The 20,205-nt window shown below is 63.8% G+C and carries 19 protein-coding genes and 1 riboswitch; of the genes, 6 read left to right on the top strand and 13 right to left on the bottom strand.

The annotated features are described in order from the left end of the window. Positions 1–5 precede the first annotated feature (5 nt). The 4 genes from PW947_RS09940 to PW947_RS09925 all read right to left on the bottom strand — a co-directional run bounded on the left by PW947_RS09940 (position 6) and on the right by PW947_RS09925 (position 5,638). Entirely contained in the window at positions 6–1,649 is a 1,644-nt protein-coding gene (locus PW947_RS09940) for an acyl-CoA synthetase (protein WP_299631291.1), read from the bottom strand. A gap of 122 nt (positions 1,650–1,771) precedes the next feature. Beyond that, entirely contained in the window at positions 1,772–3,196 is a 1,425-nt protein-coding gene (locus PW947_RS09935; protein ID WP_299631290.1) for an MFS transporter, read from the bottom strand. Positions 3,197–3,250: 54 nt separating this feature from the next. Next, complete coding sequence (locus PW947_RS09930; RefSeq protein ID WP_299631288.1) at positions 3,251–4,243, bottom strand: PDR/VanB family oxidoreductase; 993 nt, start codon at positions 4,241–4,243, stop codon at positions 3,251–3,253. A 36-nt stretch (positions 4,244–4,279) separates the two neighbouring features. Then, a complete protein-coding gene (locus tag PW947_RS09925; protein ID WP_299631287.1) occupies positions 4,280–5,638 on the bottom strand; it encodes an aromatic ring-hydroxylating dioxygenase subunit alpha in 1,359 nt (452 codons plus the stop codon). Between the two features lie 294 nt (positions 5,639–5,932). On the opposite strand from PW947_RS09925, the gene PW947_RS09920 reads away from it, so the two are divergent. The 4 genes from PW947_RS09920 to PW947_RS09905 all read left to right on the top strand — a co-directional run bounded on the left by PW947_RS09920 (position 5,933) and on the right by PW947_RS09905 (position 10,303). Then, positions 5,933–7,051, top strand: coding sequence for an FAD-dependent monooxygenase (locus PW947_RS09920; protein ID WP_299631286.1), 1,119 nt, complete (start codon positions 5,933–5,935; stop codon positions 7,049–7,051). A 36-nt stretch (positions 7,052–7,087) separates the two neighbouring features. Continuing rightward, the gene (locus PW947_RS09915; RefSeq protein WP_299631285.1) at positions 7,088–7,861 is read left to right on the top strand and encodes an IclR family transcriptional regulator; all 774 of its coding nucleotides are present in this window, start codon (positions 7,088–7,090) and stop codon (positions 7,859–7,861) included. A 316-nt stretch (positions 7,862–8,177) separates the two neighbouring features. Then, positions 8,178–9,281, top strand: a complete 1,104-nt coding sequence (locus PW947_RS09910; protein WP_299631284.1) for a porin — start codon at positions 8,178–8,180, stop codon at positions 9,279–9,281. Between the two features lie 59 nt (positions 9,282–9,340). Further along, positions 9,341–10,303, top strand: a complete 963-nt coding sequence (locus PW947_RS09905; protein WP_299631282.1) for an AraC family transcriptional regulator — start codon at positions 9,341–9,343, stop codon at positions 10,301–10,303. Between the two features lie 91 nt (positions 10,304–10,394). On the opposite strand, the gene PW947_RS09900 is transcribed toward PW947_RS09905, so the two are convergent. Continuing rightward, positions 10,395–11,795 carry an MFS transporter gene (locus PW947_RS09900; protein ID WP_299631281.1) on the bottom strand — a complete coding sequence of 467 codons (1,401 nt, stop codon included), beginning with the start codon at positions 11,793–11,795 and terminating at the stop codon, positions 10,395–10,397. Between the two features lie 140 nt (positions 11,796–11,935). Then, positions 11,936–12,724 carry a 3-ketoacyl-ACP reductase gene (locus PW947_RS09895; protein WP_299631279.1) on the bottom strand — a complete coding sequence of 263 codons (789 nt, stop codon included), beginning with the start codon at positions 12,722–12,724 and terminating at the stop codon, positions 11,936–11,938. A 211-nt stretch (positions 12,725–12,935) separates the two neighbouring features. Here PW947_RS09895 and PW947_RS09890 point away from each other — a divergent pair, with 211 nt between their 5' ends. Next, on the top strand, positions 12,936–13,688 hold the full coding sequence (locus PW947_RS09890) for an IclR family transcriptional regulator C-terminal domain-containing protein (protein ID WP_299631278.1): 753 nt from the start codon (positions 12,936–12,938) through the stop codon (positions 13,686–13,688). 39 nt (positions 13,689–13,727) lie between these two features. Here PW947_RS09890 and PW947_RS09885 read toward each other — a convergent pair whose 3' ends face one another. From PW947_RS09885 to PW947_RS09875, 3 genes are all read right to left on the bottom strand, one after another. Beyond that, positions 13,728–13,994: a hypothetical protein gene (locus tag PW947_RS09885; RefSeq protein WP_299631276.1), complete on the bottom strand. Its 267-nt coding sequence runs from the start codon at positions 13,992–13,994 to the stop codon at positions 13,728–13,730. 91 nt (positions 13,995–14,085) lie between these two features. Continuing rightward, positions 14,086–15,171, bottom strand: a complete 1,086-nt coding sequence (locus PW947_RS09880) for a hypothetical protein (RefSeq protein WP_299631275.1) — start codon at positions 15,169–15,171, stop codon at positions 14,086–14,088. Positions 15,172–15,251: 80 nt separating this feature from the next. Further along, complete coding sequence (locus PW947_RS09875) at positions 15,252–15,794, bottom strand: glutathione peroxidase (protein WP_299631274.1); 543 nt, start codon at positions 15,792–15,794, stop codon at positions 15,252–15,254. Between the two features lie 170 nt (positions 15,795–15,964). Here PW947_RS09875 and PW947_RS09870 point away from each other — a divergent pair, with 170 nt between their 5' ends. Beyond that, the gene (locus PW947_RS09870; protein ID WP_299631273.1) at positions 15,965–16,762 is read left to right on the top strand and encodes a phosphodiesterase; all 798 of its coding nucleotides are present in this window, start codon (positions 15,965–15,967) and stop codon (positions 16,760–16,762) included. 4 nt (positions 16,763–16,766) lie between these two features. Here PW947_RS09870 and PW947_RS09865 read toward each other — a convergent pair whose 3' ends face one another. The 4 genes from PW947_RS09865 to PW947_RS09850 all read right to left on the bottom strand — a co-directional run bounded on the left by PW947_RS09865 (position 16,767) and on the right by PW947_RS09850 (position 19,948). Beyond that, complete coding sequence (locus PW947_RS09865; RefSeq protein WP_299631598.1) at positions 16,767–17,360, bottom strand: TMEM165/GDT1 family protein; 594 nt, start codon at positions 17,358–17,360, stop codon at positions 16,767–16,769. A gap of 3 nt (positions 17,361–17,363) precedes the next feature. Continuing rightward, positions 17,364–17,545: riboswitch (yybP-ykoY riboswitch) on the bottom strand. 69 nt (positions 17,546–17,614) lie between these two features. Then, entirely contained in the window at positions 17,615–18,205 is a 591-nt protein-coding gene (locus PW947_RS09860; RefSeq protein WP_299631271.1) for a flavin reductase family protein, read from the bottom strand. Between the two features lie 46 nt (positions 18,206–18,251). After that, positions 18,252–18,974, bottom strand: a complete 723-nt coding sequence (locus tag PW947_RS09855) for a GntR family transcriptional regulator (protein ID WP_299631270.1) — start codon at positions 18,972–18,974, stop codon at positions 18,252–18,254. After that, positions 18,971–19,948 carry a polysaccharide deacetylase family protein gene (locus tag PW947_RS09850; RefSeq protein WP_299631268.1) on the bottom strand — a complete coding sequence of 326 codons (978 nt, stop codon included), beginning with the start codon at positions 19,946–19,948 and terminating at the stop codon, positions 18,971–18,973. The genes PW947_RS09855 and PW947_RS09850 overlap by 4 nt, the downstream gene beginning before the upstream one ends. Between the last annotated feature and the right edge of the window lie 257 nt (positions 19,949–20,205).

The raw sequence follows: 20,205 nt of genomic DNA, 5'->3' as shown, positions 1-20,205 counted from the left end.
TAGCCTCACCCGTCGATCGCGTTGACGGAACCCGCGCGTTTGCGCAGCTCGAACTTCTGGATCTTGCCCGTCGATGTTTTCGGCAACTCGCAGAATTCGATCGCGCGCGGCACCTTGAAGCCCGCCAGATGCGTCTTGCAATGCGCGATCAGATCGGCGGCGGTGACGGCCGCGCCCGCTTTCAGCTCGACGAACGCGCATGGCGTTTCGCCCCAGCGCGCGTCCGGTTTCGCGACCACGGCCACCGCGAGCACCGCCGGATGACGGTACAGCACGTCTTCCACTTCGATGCTCGAAATGTTTTCGCCGCCCGAGATGATGATGTCCTTGCTGCGGTCCTTGATGCGCACGTAACCGTCCGGATACGACACCGCGAGATCGCCGGTATGGAACCAGCCGCCGCGAAACGCGTCCTCGGTCGCCGCGGCGTTCTTCAGATAGCCCTTCATCGCGATGTTGCCGCGAAACATGATCTCGCCGATGGTCTCGCCGTCGTCGGGCACGCGTTCCATCGTCAGCGGATCGCGCACCGACACCGCGTCCTGCAAGTGATAGCGCACGCCCTGACGCGCATTGAGCCGCGCGCGCTCGCCGATATCGAGCGACTGCCACTCGGCCTGCTGCGCGCAGACGGTGGCGGGCCCGTACACTTCGGTGAGCCCGTACACATGCGTCAACTCGAAGCCCAGCCGCTCCATCCCTTCGATCATCGTGGCGGGCGGCGCCGCGCCCGCCACCATCGCATGCACACGATGCGCGATGCCGGTCTTGATGTCGTCCGGGGCGTTGACCAGCAGGTTCTGCACGATCGGCGCGCCGCAATAATGCGTGACGCGCTCATCGCGGATCAGATCGAAAATCGCCTTCGCATCGACCTTGCGCAGACAGACGTTGACGCCCGCGCGCGCCGCCACCGTCCACGGAAAACACCAGCCGTTGCAATGGAACATCGGCAGCGTCCACAGATACACCGCGTGCTTCGGCATGTCCCATTCGAGGATATTGCTGAGCGCATTCGTGTACGCGCCGCGATGGTGATAGACGACGCCTTTCGGATTGCCGGTCGTGCCCGACGTGTAGTTCAGGCAGATCGCATTCCATTCGTCCGACGGCGGCGACCACGCGAACGACGGATCGCCGCCGTCGAGCAGCGTTTCGTAGTCGGTCTCGCCGATGCGCTCGCCCGGTCCGTTGTACTGGCTGTCATCGACGTCGATCACGAGCGGCGCGTGGTCCACTTTACTCAGCGCATCGCGCATGACCGCCGAGAATTCGCGGTCCACCAGCACCGCTTTCGCTTCGCCGTGATTCAGCATGAACGCCAGCGTGTTGGCGTCGAGTCGCGTATTGAGCGTATTGAGCACCGCGCCGAGCATCGGAATGCCGAAGTGCGCTTCGACCATTTCGGGAATATTGGGCAGCATCACCGCCACCGTATCGCCCACGCCGATGCCGCGCGCCTGCAACGCCGATGCGAGCCGCCGTGCGCGCTCGTAGGTTTGCGCCCAGTTGCGACGCAGCGTGCCGTGGACGATCGCGGGCCGCGTCGGATAAACCGACGCGGTGCGTTCGATGAACATGAGCGGCGTCAGCGCCGCAAAATTCGCGGCGGTCTTGCCGAGTCCTTCGTCATACAAGCGTGTGCTCATCTGTCTCCCCTGTCTGCGTTTTCGAATGGCGCTGATCATGCGTGGAGACTTATATTACGCCAGGCTTTCGTGCCCACGCACGTGACAGGGAAGACGACGCCTCGAATCTTGCGAGCCTTCGATCAGCGGTGCGCGCCCGTCGCGCCGGTCGTGCCGGTCGCAAGCTCGTCGAGCGTCCGGCCGCGCGTTTCCATCGCGAATGCGCCGATCACGATCGCGCCCGCCAGCGACACGAACGCGAAGTAGCCGAACACCGCCTCGACGTTCAGATACGTCAGCAACGCGCCGATGATCACCGGCCCGATCACCGACGACACCCGCGTCACCGCCGACGCCGCACCGGCCCCGCGTGCGCGGATCCGGGTCGGATACACCTCGGGCGCATACACGTAGATGCCGCACTGGACGATCGCGATCAGCGCCACGCTGATCGACGCCAGCACCGACACCTGTTCGGCCGGTACGCGCGTGCCGCTGAACGCCAGATACAGCATCGGCAGCGCCGCGCCGAGAAACGCCAGCGCGAAGGTCTTCCTGCGGCCCAGCCAGTCGATCACGAAGATACCGACGAGCGTGCCGATCAGCGTCGCGATCATGCTCAGCATGCCGTAGCGCAGCGCGACGTTGAGCGGCAGGTGATAGACCGTCCGGTACAGCGACGGCAACCACACGAGAATGCCGTAAGTCGTCAGGCTTCCACAGCACGCCATCAACCAGACCACCAGCGTGCGCGTCACGAAACCGCGCTGAAAGAGTGCCCGGAACGATTCCTTGCGATGATCCACCGGCGTTTCGACGATGCGCGCGGGCGGCAGGTTCGCGTATTGATCGCGCGGCACCGACTGCTCGATCTGTTCGACGATCCGGTTCGCTTCAGCGGCGCGGCCGTTGATCGCGAGCCAGCGCGGCGACTCCGGCGCGGTGCGCGGCAGGATCGCGGCCAGCACGACAGGCAATGCGCCGACAAGAAACATCACCTGCCAGCCGTACGTCGGAATCAGCCATAGCGCAGCGATGGCGGCGATCAGGTTGCCGACCGCGAAGGTCGATTGCAGGATGAAGATCAGGCGGCCGCGAATCTTCGCAGGACACAGTTCGTTCATGTAGGTGGCCGACACCGGCGACTCGCCGCCCAGTCCGATGCCCTGGAAGAACCGCAATGCGATGAAGATCGCGTAGCTCGGCGCATACGCCGACGCGAGGCTGCCCAACGCGAGAATCACCAGCAGCCAGCGCAACACGCGCAGCCGTCCGAAGCGTTCGGCGGCCGCGCTGAACAGCAGCGCGCCGATCGTCTGCCCGACGTAGCCGCCCGACACCAGCAGGCCCGCGTCGCCCGGCGACAGATGCCACAAACCGATCAGTACGGGTAACACGTAGGCGATCGTCAACGCGTCGAACGCGTCGGTCATATGGACGAAGCCGACCACGCTCAACACGCGCGCGTGCCAGCGCGTGAACGGCAGGCGTTCGATGCGCGCGGAGAGCGTCGCGGTGTCGTGCAGCTCGCCTGCGCGCGCGACGGTGTCGGCGTCGTAGGGTTTCACTGTGCTCGAGAGATCCATCATGTCCTCAAAGGGGTGACTGCGGGGAAGTAGGGGTCACGCAAGATCCAGCACCAGCGTGCCGCTTTTTGCGCCGGACACGCAGATCATCATCACGGTGTTCGCGGCTTTATCGGATTGCGTCAGCACGGCGTCGCGATGATCCGGACAGCCGCCCAGCACGCGCGTCTCGCACGCGCCGCACAAGCCTTCGCGACAGCTGTAATCGACCTCGACGCCTGCTTCGAGCAACACGTCCAGCAACGCGGCGCCGGCTGGAACCGCGAGACGCCGGCCGCTCTTCGCCAGCTCGACGGTGTAGCTGCCCTGTTGCGCATCGGCGAGCGGTGCGCTCGCCGCGAAGCGTTCGATATGCACGTTGCCGACGCCCGCGTTTTCGCACGCGATTTCGAACGCAGTCAGCATCGGGTTCGGGCCGCAGCAGTACGCGTGAACGCCGGGCGCTTGCTGCGCGAGCATCGCGGCGAGATCGAACGGACGGCCGTCGTGTTCGGCGTCGAAATGCAGATGCACGTCGCCGCGTCGCGTATCGAGTTCGTCCAGAAACGCGGCTTGCGACCGGTCGCGTGCGCAGTAGATCAAGCGCACGTCGCGGCCTTTTTCGCGCAGGCGGCGGAACATGCACAGCATCGGCGTAATGCCGATACCGCCCGCCACCAGCACGGTCGATGCCGCGTCTTCGTCGAGCGCGAAATTGTTGCGCGGCGCGCCGATCGGCACGATCGCGCCGCACCGCAGCTGCTCGTGCACGTAACGCGATCCGCCGCGGCTGTTCGCGTCGGCGAGGATCGCGATCACATAGCGGTCCACGTCATCCGGCGAATTCACCAGCGAGTAACTGCGGGTGATGCCGTTCGGAAGATGCAGATCGATATGCGCGCCGGGCGTGAAACGCGGCAACGTGTCGCCGTCGGCGGGAACGAGTTCGACGCTCAACACCCGTTCCGCTTCGTGGCGGATCGTCCGGACCCGCGCGCGGATGCGTGTCGATACGCGGCTCACCACTTCGCCGCCTGTTTGCTCGTGCATGTTTCCAGACTCTCGATAGATCGACGGCACACGCCGTCAGGACGACTCGGCCACCTGCGCGGCGGGCTTTGCGTCGGCATGCTCATCGGCATTCGCGGCCGCGTGACGGGCGCCATGCACGGAGAAGAAGCGCGCGCGATTCACCTTCTGGCCAATTGCCGCTTCATACGCGTCGCGCACGCTGTCGGGCTGTCCGTACTGGCCGATAAAATCGCGCAGATATGCGCCCAGCAACGGATGCGCGTTCAACTCGGCGAGCGTCATGCCGTCGAGCATCGCGTCGCGACACGCCGACGGCAGAAACACGTTGTGGTTGGCGGCGCTGTCGGTGATCAGGCCTTTCGGCGTCGCACCGGCCGCCACCGCTTCGAGTTCCTCGAAAAAGCGCCGGCGCAGCATCACGATGCCGCGATCGCTTGCGCCCAGCGTCTCACGCGTACGGTCGGTGATCGTGCCCTGCCCGACCCACGCCGCGAAATCCTGATTCGCGACATGGCTGGTGATCCAGTCGCCGTTTTCGTCGTGCAACGGGCCGTACCAGGCCGGAATCTGCGACTGCACGTACGGCTCCTGTTCCTTCGGCACCTTGTTGAAGACCCACAGCAGACTCAGCGTGTTTTCATCGTCGATCGGAATGCGCCATTCGAAGTGATGCCCGAGGTAAAAGGCGTTCGGCCACAGCGTCACGCGGCCGGTCGTCCACATCGGGTTCTGCTCGGTTTCGTGCGCGCGCAGCCGCTTGTAGACGAAGCCGTAATCGAACTCTTCGTACTTCGTGCTCAGATGGGTCGGCACGTGTTCCGCGCGACTATCTTGTTGACGCTCGGTCCAGTTGTTGTGAGTCCATTCGAAATGGATCGGATCGATCGAGTTTTCCTGGCACTGGAACCAGTTGCACGGAATCTCGGCCATCACCACCTGCGCGAAGCCGTTCGTGTAATTGAACGGCTCCCAGTCCGGCAATTCCGGCGCGGGCGACGGTCCCATATACGCCCACACCATGCCGGCTTTCGCGCGTACTTCGTACGCGGTGATCTTCGTCTTCCGGCGCAACCGCGCGTCGGTATCGACGATCTCCTCGTACGGTTGATGCGTGCATTGACCGCCCGCGTCGAACTCCCAGCCGTGATACGCGCAGCGCAAACCGCACTGCTCGACGAAACCGAACGCCAGATCGGCATTGCGATGCGGACAACGACGCTGCACGAGCCCGAATTTGCCGCTCAGATCCTTGAACAGCACGAGGTCTTCGCCGAACAGACGGATCGGACGCACCGCCTTCGTGTCGAATTCGGCGACGCCCGCCACCGGATGCCAGTAACGGCGCAGATAGTTGCCCATCGGCGTGCCCGGACCCACCTCGGTGAGTAGCGCGTTCTTTTCCTGACTCAACATGTTCTGTGTCCTCGAATGATGAAAACGCCGCTCGCTGCAAGCTGGCTGCATGGCGAGCGATGAGCGAATTCTTGGCGACGCGGCGTGGCGCGGCAACCTCTCCAAAATCCAAAAAGGTTGCCGTTCGTCTCGATGCTTCGAGCGCGTCAAGGGCCGGATACACGGGTTTCACCCGATCGATTTTTGCTTGCTGTCAAAAATAATCGCGCTCAGAATGATTGTTCATTTATGTTCTATGTGTTCATTTCTGAACATATCTAGACGATTCAGCAACGGATTCAACGCGAGGACAGCATGAAGATCGGGATCATCGGCGGCGGGATTGGTGGGTTGGCGGCAGCAATCGCGCTGCGCAAGACGGGGCATCGCGTCACCGTGTTCGAGCAGGCGGAGCGCTTCGGGCGGGTCGGCGCGGACATCAACCTGACGCCGAACGCGGTTCGCGCGCTCGACGGTCTCGGCGTCGGCGCGCAGTTGCGCGAAACCGCGGCCCGTCCGAACGCGCGCATCAGCCGGATGTGGGACACCGGCGAAGAAACCTCGCGGCTCGCGATGTCGGACGAAGCCGAACGCAAATACGGCGCACCGCAATTGACGATGCACCGCGCGGACGTGATGGCCGCGCTCGAACAGGCGCTCGAACCGGACGAATTGCAACTCGGCAAGCGCACCGTCGAATTCGCGCAGACGGACGATCAGGCCACCGTCACGCTCGCCGATGGCTCGACGCACGGCTTCGATCTGCTGCTCGGCGCCGACGGCATTCACTCGGGCGTACGCAAGTTCCTGTTCGGCGACGAGCGTCCGCAGTTCACCGGCATCGTGTCGTATCGGGCGGTGGTGCCGGCCGAACGTCTGAGCGGCGGCGACCTCGGCGCGTTCGTCAAATGGTGGGGACCGACGGACGATCTGCAGATCGTCACGTTCCCGCTGAATCGCGGCCGCGACGTGTTTATCTTCGCGACCACATCGCAGTCCGACTGGACCAACGAATCGTGGACCGCACCCGGCGATCCCGATGCGCTGCGTCGCGCGTACGCGAACTTTCATCCGGAAGCGCGCGCGTTGCTCGACGCATGCGACACCGTTCTCGCGTCGGCACTGTATATTCGCGATCCGTTGCCGAAGTGGACCGGCGAGCGCATGGCGCTGCTCGGCGACGCATGCCATCCGATGATGCCGTTCATGGCGCAAGGCGCGGGCATGGCGATCGAAGATTCGGTCGTCCTGTCGCGCGCGCTGGACGGCGTCGCAGCGGACGCACTCGGCGCGGCGCTGACGCGTTATGCCGACGCGCGTCAGGAACGCACCGCGAAAATCCAGATCGGCTCGCGCGGCAACAACTGGCTGAAGACCGGCGGCAATGCCGACTGGGTCTACGGCTACGACGCGTGGACCGTGCCGCTGGCCTGATCGCGGCTCACAAGGCTTGAGCGACACACCGTACAGATGACAGACACATCCGACCTTTCGAAGACCGCCGACGCGTCCGCATCGCCAGTGGAACGCGCGTTCCGTCTGCTGCGCTTTATCGCGGACGGCGGCTCGACCGCGAACCTCAGCGATGTCGCGCGGCAGATCAACGTGAATCGCGTGACGGTGATGCGTCTGCTCGACTCGCTGAAATCCGCCGGGTTGATCGAACCCGTCGCGCCCGGCGGCTCGCATCGGCTCGGCATGCCGTTTCTGACGCTGGCGGCCAGCGCGCTCGGTTCGTCGGATCTGACCTCGCGGGCGCGGCAGACCTTGCCCGGTCTGGTCGAGAAAACCGGTTTGTCCGCGTATCTGGCGGTGCTCGAAGGCACCGAACTGATCTACCTGCTGTGCGAGACGCCCGATACCCCGCTCGTCAGCCGGATACGCGTCGGCAGCCGGATTCCGGCGCATCGCGCGACGCCCGGTCTGGCGATGCTGGCCACGCTCGACGCACCGGCGCTCGACGCGCTCTACGCCGCCCATCCCAACGACGACACGCCGGACTGGCACGCGCTGAACGCCGCGCTCGATGCGGTACGCGCGAACGGTTGCGCGTGGAGCTTTTCGGGCCTCGAAGCAGGCATCGATTCCTGCGCCGCCGCCGTCACCGATAGTCGCGGCAACGTGCTCGCGGCGTTGAGCGTCGCCGGTCCGAATACCGCTTTCACCGCCGACGAGACGCTGCGCGCGACCGTCGAAGCCAGTGTCAGGGCGTCCGCCCGTGAACTGTCGCGTTCCAGCCTGTAACGCCCTCCCCGCCTGAATCGCCGTCGCTTCACCACGGGCGGATCGCCATGTGACAACGGGACGATCGGCTACTTTTCAGAGACCCACGGTCCTTGGCGGCGCTTTTTGCGTCACCAAGAATCACCCCATTCGCCCACTCGTTTCCGCTCTATTCCGCTGACGATTCAGCGAACTCCAGCGAATCCGGACGGGCTATGCGCACCGTGCAAGACGGCACCTGAACCGTTTGCCGCACGCCGCTTCTGGGGAGGCCGGTCTGGTGACTGACTCCGAACCCACAACGACAAGCAGGTCTGAATTTAAGGTTTGGTGAAACATGAAGGTCACACGAACGGCTGTCTCCACCGCGCTTCTCGGACTGATCGGCGCCACCGCCACGCTCGCCGCCGTCAGCGCGCACGCGCAAAGCAGCGTGACGCTGTACGGCATCGTCGATACCGGCGTGCAGTATTACAACCACGCGTCGGGCGGCGGATCGGTGGTGGGGATGCCGACACTGACCGGCGAGGTGCCGTCGCGCTTCGGGCTGCGTGGCACCGAAGATCTCGGCGGCGGATTCAAGACGTTTTTCGTGCTGGAGAACGGCTTCGCGTTGAACAGCGGCGCGCTGAATTACGGTGGACGGCTGTTCGGCCGCCAGGCGAACGTCGGCGTGAGTTCGCCGTACGGCACGCTGACGCTCGGCCGGCAGATGAACATGTCGATGTACGTGTTGCTGAACGCCGATGTGATCGGCCCGTCGATCCATTCGATGGCGAGCTTCGACAGCTATCTGCCGAACGCGCGCAGCGACAACGCGGCGGGCTATCTGGGCAAGTTCCACGGCGTCACGGTCGGCGGCACGTACAGCACCGGCCGCGACGCGGCGGGCCCGGCCGGACCGTCGGCCACCAATTGCGGCGGTAATGTCGCGGGCGATCCCGTCGCGTGCCGTCAATACACGATGATGCTCGCGTACGACGCGTCGCAATTCGGCGCGGCGGCTTCGTACGACGTGATGCGCGGCGGCACGGGCGCATCGGCGCCGCTGTCGAATCCGGCGTACACCGACACGCGCACCATCGTCGATGCATACGCGATCTTCGGTCCGACGAAAATTGGCGGCGGCTGGATCCGGCGCAATACGTCGGCGGCCGTGCATAGCCAGTCGGACATCTATTTTCTCGGCGCAACGTATCACGCGACCCCGGCGCTATCATTCGATGCACAGGTGTTGCGCTATCTGTTGCGCGAAACCTCGGACTCGACGCTGTACGTCGCGCGCGTGAACTACCTGCTGTCGAAGCGCACGACCGTGTACACCTCGGTCGGGTTCATGGAAAACAGCGGACGCGGCGCGGCGGCCGTGGCGGCCGGCGGATCGGTCGGCACGGGACAAAGCCAGCTCGGCGTGATGGCGGGCATCCAGCAACGCTTCTGACGCAGCGGCGCGGGCGCGATCCACGCCCGCGCACCTCACCGACACTCAAGGACACCACGATGGCGACCGACCTTCTAAGCGACATCCTCGCCGATTTACGCGCGGACGCGGTCGTCACGGGCCGTTTCACGCTGAGCGCGCCGTGGGCGATCCGCAAACCCGCGGTGTCGGGCGCGCCGTTCCGGATGGGGTCGGGCAGCCCGTTTTACCTGTCGGTGGCGGGCGAGGCGCCGGTGTATGTCGAACCGGGCGACTTCGTGCTGTTGCCGCACGGTCACGAACATGTGATGGCGTCGTCGCTCGACGAGCAACCGGTGCCGTTCGATTCGCTGATGGCCGACAAGGGTATCCGTCCGCGTTTCGATACGCCGCTCGAATTCACGGCGGGCGGCGGCGGCGACACCAGCGATCTGTACACCGGCATCGTCGTGTATCGCGACATCGTGCGCAGCCCGCTGTTTTCGGTGTTGCCGCCGCTGATCCACGTGCGCGCGAACGATCCCGCCGTCGCGCCGTGGCTGGTGAGCACGCTGCAGAGTTTCATCCAGGAATCGATGACGTGTCAGCCCGGCTGGGCGATTGCCGCCGCGCGTCTCGCCGACGTGCTGTTCGTGCAGTTGCTGCGTGCGCATCTGCAATCGACCGCGAATCACACCGGCTGGTTGCGCGGTCTCGCCGATCCGCAGATCGGTCGCGCGATGGCGCTGATTCATCGCGATCCGCGTCGCGAATGGAGCGTCGCGGGTCTGGCGGCGGCAGCGGGCATGTCGCGCTCGCGATTCAGCGCGCGCTTCGTCGAACTGGTCGGCGATACGCCGATCGGTCATCTGACCGCGTACCGGATGTATCTCGCCAGCGGCGAGCTGACCAACGGCAAGCGCAAGCTGATCGAAATCGCCGAACGGGTCGGCTATTCGTCGGAGAAAGCGTTTTCGCGCGCGTTTCATCGCTGGTCGGGAATGGCGCCGCGACGCTACGCACGCAGTCCGCACGAGCTTCAACACGTCGCCAAAGCCGAATGAGCGACGGCGTTTTTTCGCCTCGTCCGTTCTTCAATAAAAAACGGCGCCGCCCTTTCGGGCGGCGCCGTTTTCCTATCAGCGGTGTCGACGCTCAGGCGGCTTTCGCGTCCGCCAGCGTCTGTTCACGCAGACGGTTGTAGTCCTGCTTGTCGACCGGTATGGCGCTCGGCTTGCCGAGATCGTTCATCCGGATCCGGTACGTCTCACGCACGCTGTATGCAGCGATCGCCGATACGATCGTCACGCCGAGCGTGATCGCGCCGATGGTCAACGGCACATTGGTCGATCCCGGCGGCGCCACGCTTGCGAACAGCGCGGGCAGCAGTGCGGTGATCGTCGTGCCGACGTTCTGCGAAATCGCCATCGCCGAGACACGCGAACGCGTCGGGAACAGTTCCGGGTAGAAGCTCGGGAAGATCGCGTTGTAACCTTGATAGACGACGCCCCACATCAGGATCGACATGGCGATCGCGAGCGGCACGTTGCTGATGCTGATCGCGTACAGATACCCGAACGACAGCACGCCGGAACCGAGCGCCCCGCCGATAATCAGCGGACGACGGCCGATCTTGTCGGACAGGTTGCCGACGAACGGAATCACCAGCACCGCGACGATGTTGCCGAGCACCGGAATCCACAGATACACGCTCTTGTGGAAGCCGATCCCATACGACGGCTGCACCGCGTAGGCCGCACCGAAAATCGTCGTGACGACGGGAATCACGTTCATCAGCGCGCAGCACACCACCACCAGCATTTCCTTGCCGTTGAACTTGAACGCCTCGACGATCGGCGAATGCGCGACTTCGCCTTCAGTGGCTTCGTTGGCGAATGCCGGGGTTTCCTTCACTTCGCGGCGGATCACGTAGCCCGCGATCAGCACGACCGCGCTCAGCAGGAACGGAATGCGCCAGCCCCACGCATTGAACGCGTCTTCCGGCATGTAATGCGCGAGCGGCAGGAAAACGGCCGCGGCGAGAATCTGACCGGCCTGCACGCCTTGCAGCGTGAAGCTCGCGTAATAGCCGCGTCGCCCGAACGGCGCATGTTCGAGAATCATCGAACTGGCGCCAGAGATTTCACCCGCCACCGCAAAGCCCTGGATCAGACGCAGGATCACCAGCAGCACCGGTGCGAGCATGCCGACCTGGTGATACGTGGGCAGCAGGCCGACGGCCATCGTCGAAAAGCCCATCAGGAACATGCACAGGATCAGCACTGTCTTGCGGCCCTTCGTATCGCCCCAGTGGCCGAGGAAGAACGCGCCGATCGGACGCGCGACATAGCCGACGCCATAGGTTGCCAGCGACGCGACGATCGCCGCTTTCGGATTGCCCGACGGGAAAAACAGCTGCGGGAAAATCAGCGATGCGGCGGTCGCGTAGATGAAGAAGTCGTAGTACTCCAGCGCCGAACCGACCCAACCGCTGGCGGTGGCCTTCTTCGTCTGATGTGTGCCGTGCGGCTCGTGTTCGTTGGGGCTAGCAGCCATGTCAGTCTCCAGTTCCAGATAATCAAGCGCGGTGCTTATGCGCGTCGCACGTCCGCCGGAGGCATGGTGCTGTGCTATGTATCGCGCCGGTTTCACCGCTCAAACCGGCGCGTGGTGTGGTCATTCGGTGCTGCGTCGAATCAGTAATAGTGAATATGCATCCCGCCGTCGACCTGAATCGCAGCGCCGGTGGTGAACGGCAGATCGCCGGATGCCATCGTCGCCACTGCACGCCCGACGTCGTCCGGCGTGCCCCATCGGTTGATCGGCGTAAAACCCTCCGCGAGCAAGGTATCGAAACGGTCCTGCGCCACCTGCGTCATCGGCGTGCGGATCAGGCCCGGCCGCACTTCGTACACCGCAATGCCGTGCGACGCCAGCCGCACCGCATACAGTTTCGACATCATCGCGACGGCCGCTTTGGACATCGCGTATTCGCCGCGTTCCGGCGCGGCAATCGCCGCATTCGACGACGACACGAAGATGATCGAACGCGCACTTTCGATGCCCGACGGCTGGTCCGCAATCATCCTGCGACTGACCGCTTGTGTCAGGAAAAATGCGCCGCGCGTGTTGACCGAAAAATTCAGGTCGTAGCTTTCCGGCGACACGTCGAGCAGATCGCCGCGTGACAGCACCGACACGCCCGCATTGTTCACCAGCACATCGATACGTCCGAACGCGGCAAACACATCGGCGACGAAGCGCGGATGATCGTCGAGCGCCGCGAGATCGCCTTCCACACAGGCCAGCCGCGACGACGACGGCATCGCTTCGCGCAAGGTCGCGGCGGCATCGGCATCGATACGGCGATCGGAAGCGACCACGTCGAAGCCACGCTGAGCCAGCGCGAGCACGATTCCCTTGCCGATGCCACCGAGCGCGCCGGTAACCAGCGCAACTTTGGCAGTCGTGTGTGACGTATTCATAAGCTGCTATCAGTAGAACCCACTAATGGGTTTCCCTTATTCGAAGGATCCCTAACGCTGGCGGCCGGATCGCATCCACCCAGCGTTGTTCCGTGGCATTGAAATTACCCGTTCACTTGATGCGGGACAATCCGTGCTCACCTAAAATGGGCGCTATTCGCGCACCGTGCGCGAACTTCGCCCTCAAGTCGGGTTTTTACGGAGCAGTAAGGTGAACGATAAAGACCGCATTGCAGGCGCGACCAAGGCATTGGCCGTGATTGAAGCGTTCGATGAAGACCATCCCCGCCTGAATCCCGCCAACGTCGCGGCGTTGACCGGGCTGACGCGGACCGCCGCGCGGCGCTATCTGCTGACGCTCGCCGAGGCCGGCTACGCGGAAACCGACGGCAAGCTCTTCTGGCTCGCGCCGCGCGTGTTGCGGGTCGGCACCGCGTACTTCGCATCGGCGCGATTGCCGCGCGTCGTTCAACCGTTCTTGCAACGGATCACGGCCGCCGTGCAGGAAAATGCGCTGCTGGCCGTGCTCGATGGCGACGACGTGGTCTACGTCGCGCGCAACGGCGCGACGCGGGTGCTGGCGGTCGGCTTCGTGCTCGGTTCGCGCGCGCCTGCGCCGTTGTCGTCGGCTGGGATGGTGTTGCTCGCGCATCAACCGGCGGAATGGATCGACGGCTTTCTCGAACGCTACGAGCCGAAGGCGTTCACGCCGCACACCATCACCGACAAGGCGCTATTGCGCGGCCGGATCGACGTGGTGCGGCAGAACGGTTATGCGCTGTCGGAGGAACAGCTGGAAGCGGGGTTTCGCGGTGTCGCGGTGCCGTTGCGCAATCACAAAGGCACGTTCCTCGGCGCGATCAGTGTCAGCATGCCGATCGGCCAGGAATCCGCGAATGCGGCGCTGGCAAGAGTGTTGCCGGTGTTGCAGGAGACCGCAGGCTTGCTGCGGCCGGTGGTGTGACGCGCGTTGCATCGATAGCGAACGTGCGGGAGAGTCAGTTCAGGTGTGCGGGCCGATCGCGCCGCACCACATCGTGCGTTGCTGGACATGCGAAGAATCGGGAGCGGTGGTGCCCGGACAGTTGCCGACGACAGCGCCCACGCCTACGGCCGCGCCGACACCGGCGGCTACGCCGTTAGCGCCGGCGTTTTGTGCGGTGCGCAGTTCGGCGGCACGGCGCAATTCGCCTTGCAGCCAACCCCCGAACGCCACCACCGATACCACCGCCACCGCTACGCAGATCCACTCTGCTTTCCGCACAATCATTTTTTAGTTATTCCAGTCAGGCGAGCGCTCGAACGAGCGTGAAACCGGAATTGTAAATCACCGCACTTCGGCAACATTCGCCGCGTCGGCGTTAACGCCACGACGCCGAGATTTCGCTGGCGAGAATCAGTTTTTCGCGGACAGTTTCGACCAGTTGCTTCTGCGAATCCGTCGCTTGCGACTGGATGAATTTCTGCGCGGACGAATGAACCGGACGCAGCGCGCCACCATCGATTCCCTTCACGCGGTCCGCCAGATGCGCCGCTTCGCCGACCAGATTGCGCGCGCCGCTGAAGTCCGGCGACACCTCGGCATGCACGCGAAACTGCTCGCGCAATTCGCCCGCATATTCGGGGATACGACCGACGCGATCCATATCGACGGTGAGTTCAATATCGTCGGTCAGACGTGACGCGCACAACACCCACAGCGCGAGAAACGCGCGATACGCCTGCAAACCTTCGACCGTACGCGCGTACTGATCGCATAGCGCAGCATAGCTTTCCACCGACGTCGGCGCGCCCGGCGGCAAGGTCACGCCGCACATCTCGATCACCTTCTGCACGACCGGTTCGTCGCGGTTCAGACCGAGCACGCGAAACGGCGCGGCGACGAAAAACGCGTTCTGCCATTGCTGCTTCAGCATCCAGCCGGACGCGAATTGCGACGCCGGATTGCGCCAGACCCACACATGCAGATCGTCCGGAAACGCGCTGCGCAACCACGGCATGCGCCCTTGCGAGCGGCAAAACTTGTAGGCCGGCGCGCGGCCGGTGTGCTGCGCGTGGTCGGCAAGACCTTGCAGATACGCACGCAGCGCGGGAAAACCGGCATCCGGCGACGCGCCGAATCGATCGGTGCCGAAGCTTTTGTGATACCCGCTCACACCGCAGCCGCCCGCGTCGATCAGCGGCCGGTACTCGTCGTAATACGGCGCGTCGAGCGCCGGATGGCCCGATACGACGGAAGGCTTGAAGGTCGCGACGGCATCCTGCGTCAACTCGCCGAGCAAGGTGCTGAACGGCTCGTAATACGCGGACACCGACGACACCGCGCGCAGGCGCGACCACAGCCATGTGCCACCGCTACGCCAGCCGGTATGCAGAAAGATGCCCCGCGCGGCGCGGCGGTTGGCGGGACTCGCGTGACTGGCGTGGCTGGCTGCTTCTGACTGCATGGTCGGACTTCTCGTCGGATCGGATGGATCGGGTAGCTGGATGGATCGGATCGGCTGCGATACGGACGCGCTGGCGGCGATCAGCCCAGCGCTTCGTCGATCGCGGCGAGCAGGCGCGGATCGTCGGCGGTGACGTCCGGCGAGAAACGCGCAATCACATTGCCGTCGCGGCCAATCAGGAATTTCTCGAAGTTCCACAGCACGTCGGTCTGGCTTTCCGGATTGACGCCGTAGCCCTTCAGGCGCTCGCGGAACGGACCTTCGCCGGTCGCGGCCGGTTGCGTGTGCGTCAGTTGCGCATACAGCGGGTGTTTGTCGTCGCCGAGCACGGAAATCTTCGAGAACATCGGGAAGTGGACGTCGTACTTCGTCGTGCAAAATTCGACGATCTCGTTGTCGGTGCCCGGCTCCTGGCCTTTGAAGTTATTGGCCGGGAAACCCAGTACTTCGAGACCCTGCTCGCGCTTGTCCTGATACAGACGCTCCAGCGCTTCGTATTGCGGCGTCAGCCCGCATTTCGACGCCACGTTGACGACCAGCAGCACCTTGTCGCGATACGCGGCCAGCGACGTGTCGCTGCCATCGATGCCCTTCAACGGAATATCGTATAAATCCTGTGCCATGAAAGCTCCCGGTTGCAGTTGAAGTGTGTTCGGAACGCCGATGCGAACGCCCGGCGTCACGAGAGATTACCGGGTTTCGGCCGATACCGCGCGCGGCTCCGCAGCCGTCGGCTTACGTAATTTTGTCTCCGATACCATCGCACGGACTTCACTGATCGAGAGATCGAGCCATGACCGTCGTCGCACAGATTTCCGACCTTCACGTACGGCCGGAAGGCGAGCTGTATCAAGGACTGGTGGATTCGAACGCGATGTTCGCGCGCGCAATCGAAACGCTGAACGACGTGCGACCGGTGCCCGATCTGGTGATCGTCAGCGGCGACCTGACCGATGAAGGCACGCCCGCCGAATACGCGATGCTGAAGTCGCTGCTCGCGACGCTGACGCATCCGTATATCGTGCTGCCCGGCAATCACGACGACCGCGACGCGCTGCGCGACGCGTTTGCCGGTCACACCTGGTTGCCGCGCAGCGGCCCGTTGCATTTCGCATGCGACGTCGGCGCGATCCGGCTGATTGCGCTCGACACGTCGGTGCCCGGCGATCATCACGGCGAACTCGGCGTCGATCAGCTTGCGTGGCTCGATCGCGAACTCGCCGCGTGTCGCGACCGGCGCGCGATGATCGCCATGCATCATCCGCCGTTCGATACCGGTATTCCGTATCTGGATCTGTATGGTTTGCGCCAACCGGAAGCGCTCGCCGACGTAATCGCGGCGCATCCGCATGTGGATCGCATCGTTGCCGGACATGTGCACCGTTCGATGCAGACGCGGCTCGGCAATACGCCGGTGATCACCTGTCCGAGCACGACCACGCAGATTGCGTTGCGCGTCGACGCCGATGCGTCGCCGGCGTCGTATATGGAACCGCCGGCTTTCATGCTGCACCGATGGGCAGACGGAAAACCGGCGGTATCGCATCTGAGCTATATCGGCCGGTTCGACGGGCCGTTGCCGTTCGCGTAACGCGTCAGAACATCGGATGCGCGGCCGGCATCAGCGCGGTGCGCAACGCCAGTCCGCCCAGCACCACGAAAATGATCGCCGCGAGAATATGCACGGCCTTGGTCGGCAGACGATCCGCGAACTTGTGCCCGAGATAGATCACCGGCACGTTCGCCAGCATCATCCCGAGCGTGGTTCCCGCCACCACGCCGAAAAACTCGTGGAAGCGCGCGGCCAGCGCAATCGTGACGATCTGCGTTTTATCGCCCATCTCGGCGATGAAAAACGTGACGGCCGTGGCCGTGAACACGCCCATCGGATGCTTGGGCAGCAGGCTTTCTTCGTCGTCGAGCTTGTCCGGAATCAGGATCCACACAGCCATCAACGCAAACGACGCCACCACCGCCCAGTTCAGGATCGACGGTTTCAGGATGCTCGCGAGCCATGCGCCAAGCGCGCCGGACGCAGCGTGATTGACGATGGTGGCGGCGAAAACGCCCAGGATGATCGGAATCGGTTTGCGATAGCGCGCCGCGAGGACGAGCGAAAGCAGTTGCGTCTTGTCGCCGATTTCGGCGAGACCCACCACGCTGGTGGAAACGAGGAATGATTGCATTATTGTAGGGACCGGGTCGCACTGAAAACGCGATGACACGCGCCCCTGCGACCCGAACGCAGAGCACGTATCACCGGTCTTGCCAGGCTGTCGCTGCGCACGCCATGATGAATCGTGGATCCATCAAGTATGTTGACGTGGGCCTCCGGCGCTTGCGTCCGGAGCGGCTACTCCCCAATGAGGGAGCGATTGTATCGCGTCCGGTATTACAACTTCAAGTAGTAAGGCCGTCAGACGATTGGTTTTGTCTGTCGGACTTATCCGAGTTTGAAGCGGTCGCGCGTGGTCACGTATTCGTCCGCGCCGAAGCGGCCCACCGGAAAATAGTGTTGAAGACGCACCCGCCACGTGTCGAGATCGATCAGTTCGTCGCGCGCGTGCAGGCTGTGCACGCGGCCGATAAAAATCTGCCGGCTGTCGGTTTCGAGCGTCTCCCATGTCGTGCATTCGAACGCAACCGGCGCTTCGGCGATTCTCGGCGGCTTCACGTGCGTGCTCGGCACCGGCGTCAGTCCAACCGCCGTCAATTCGCTGACATCGGGCGGCAGACGCTCGCCGCAGCGGTGCATCTTCTCCGCAATCGCCTCGTCGGCCAGATGCACGACGAATTCGCCGGTTCGCACGATATTCACCGCCGTATCTTTCAGCGTGCCGTCCGACACCCGGTTGATGCTGATCATGACGATCGGCGGCTCTTCGCCCAGCATGTTGAACATCGAAAACGGCGCGGCGTTGATCGTGCCGTCGACGCCGAGCGTCGTCACGAGTGCGATCGGGCGCGGCACGATCAGGCTCGCCATCAGCTTGTAGCGCTGATATTCGGTGATCGCGGTGAAGTCGATTTCCATGAACCGTCCTTGATTGAGCGTTGACGTAAGCGTCGATGCCGGGCGCCTAGACCGGTGTAATGCCGAGCAACTGGCCGAGGCTTTTTTCGCCGGACGTGCTCGACACCTCGATGCGCTTTTCCAGTTCGAGCAGATGCGCGCTCATCTTCGCCACTGCGCCCGCGGCGTCGCGCGCTTCCATGCAATCGACGATAGCCGAATGCTCGTCGTGTTCGCAAGGCGCGTTGCCGGTCGGCTCGTACACGCCGACAATCAGCGAGCAGCGCGACACGAGTTCCGTCAGATAGTGCTGCAAGATGCTGTTGCCTGCCAGCGCCGCGATCCGCAGATGAAAACCGGCCGCAAGACGCGCCCACGACGGTTGATCGAAACGGTGCATCGCCTGATGCTCCTCGGCAAGTTGTTCGCGCAGCGCAGCGATGTCGGCGGCGCTCGCGCGCTGTACCGCGAGCTCGACCAGCACCCGCTCCACGCAACGGCGCGCCTCGAAAATCTCGCGCGTCTCTTCGAGCGTCGGTTCCGCGATCACCGCGCCCTTGTTCGGACGCAACACGACGATGCCGTCGTACGCGAGCTTTTCGAGCACCCGCCGCACCACCGCACGGCCCGTGCCGAACAGCTGGCACAACTCCGGCTCGGGCAGCTTGGTGCCGGGCATCAGGCGCCGGTTCAACACGCCGTCGAAGATCGATTGATAGATGCGCGCGTCGATATCCACGTCGGGTCCCGAAGAAGGTGTCGAAGCGTTCGCCGGATGTCGTGCGCTCATGTCGTCGCGTGCCGTTCGATATCGTCCGTGTTGTCCATCTCGTCCATCCGGCGTGCAATCGCGCCGGGCGTCGTGATCCAGACGTCGCCGTTTGCCCGCGCCGCGGCGATATGCGCCAGCGCACGCCGCAGATGACGCAGACGATACGGCTGGCCGACCAGATACGGATGCAGCGCGATGCCCATCACCAGCGCCTGCGGTGCGTCGCCGCGATTCGCCTGCTCCAGCATTTCGTCGAAGTGATCGATGATCATGTCGGCGAACGCGCAACCGTCCATCTGCCTGCCGATGATCATCGGTAGATCGTTCAGCTCTTGCGGATACGGAATCGACCATAAGTCGCCGTCACGCGTTTTCATCTTGACGGGCCGGTCGTCGTGACACCAGTTCAACGTGTACCGATAGCCGGTTTCGGCCAGCAGATCGGGCGTCAGACGCGACTCCGAAATCCACGGCGACAGCCAGCCCGACGGCGTGCATCCCGATTCCGCCGCGATCCGCTCGCGACAATGCCGGAGTAATGCGCGCTCGCCCGCTTCGTCGAAATCGCTCTGCCTATGCGCGTTGGTGTGACCGTGCGCGATCAGCTCGTCGCCGCGCGCGACGCACGCTTCGATCAGTTCCGGACAGTGATCGTAGAGCGACGTATTGATCAGCGTGCCCGACGGCAACGCGAGCTGATCGAACAGCTCGATGCAGCGCCACGCGCCGACACGATTGCCGTATTCGCGCCAGCTGTAATTCAGCACGTCCGGCTGCGGCGACACTGGGCCGAGCGCCGCGCCGAGTCCTTCGCCGAACGCAAAGTGTTCGATATTGAAGCCGAGATAGACCGCGAGACCGGTATCGCCCGGCCAGCGAAACGCGTCTTTATCGGTGATCGGGCGATACGGAAAGCGGCCGTGCGTCGCGAGCGGACCGAAGCTGTGCCGATCGCGATCGCCCGCTTGCCGTTCGCTGTTCGAATCATTCATCGTGTGGAAGCCTGCCTGTGAGTCAGTGTCGCGAATGAACCGGTTTGGCGTGGCCATGCCCCATTGCGGACCGGACACGCACCGCGATCGCCCCAACCGGCCGCGCCGGATCGCTGACGATTCGCCTCGCGGATCGTGTGCAATATGTGCGCCAGTTCGTTTGCACAAGGCGCGAGCGCGTGTTTGCAGCGACGCGGCGCGCAACCGGTGCGGATGGCATATGTCTTGCAATTAGTTCGCACTGCACGCATTCCCAT

The organism is Paraburkholderia sp. (genome assembly GCF_028283785.1).
Classification (GTDB): domain Bacteria; phylum Pseudomonadota; class Gammaproteobacteria; order Burkholderiales; family Burkholderiaceae; genus Paraburkholderia.
The sequence above is the reverse complement of the archived record's forward strand: the minus strand, read 5'-3'. Positions and strand labels throughout refer to the sequence as shown.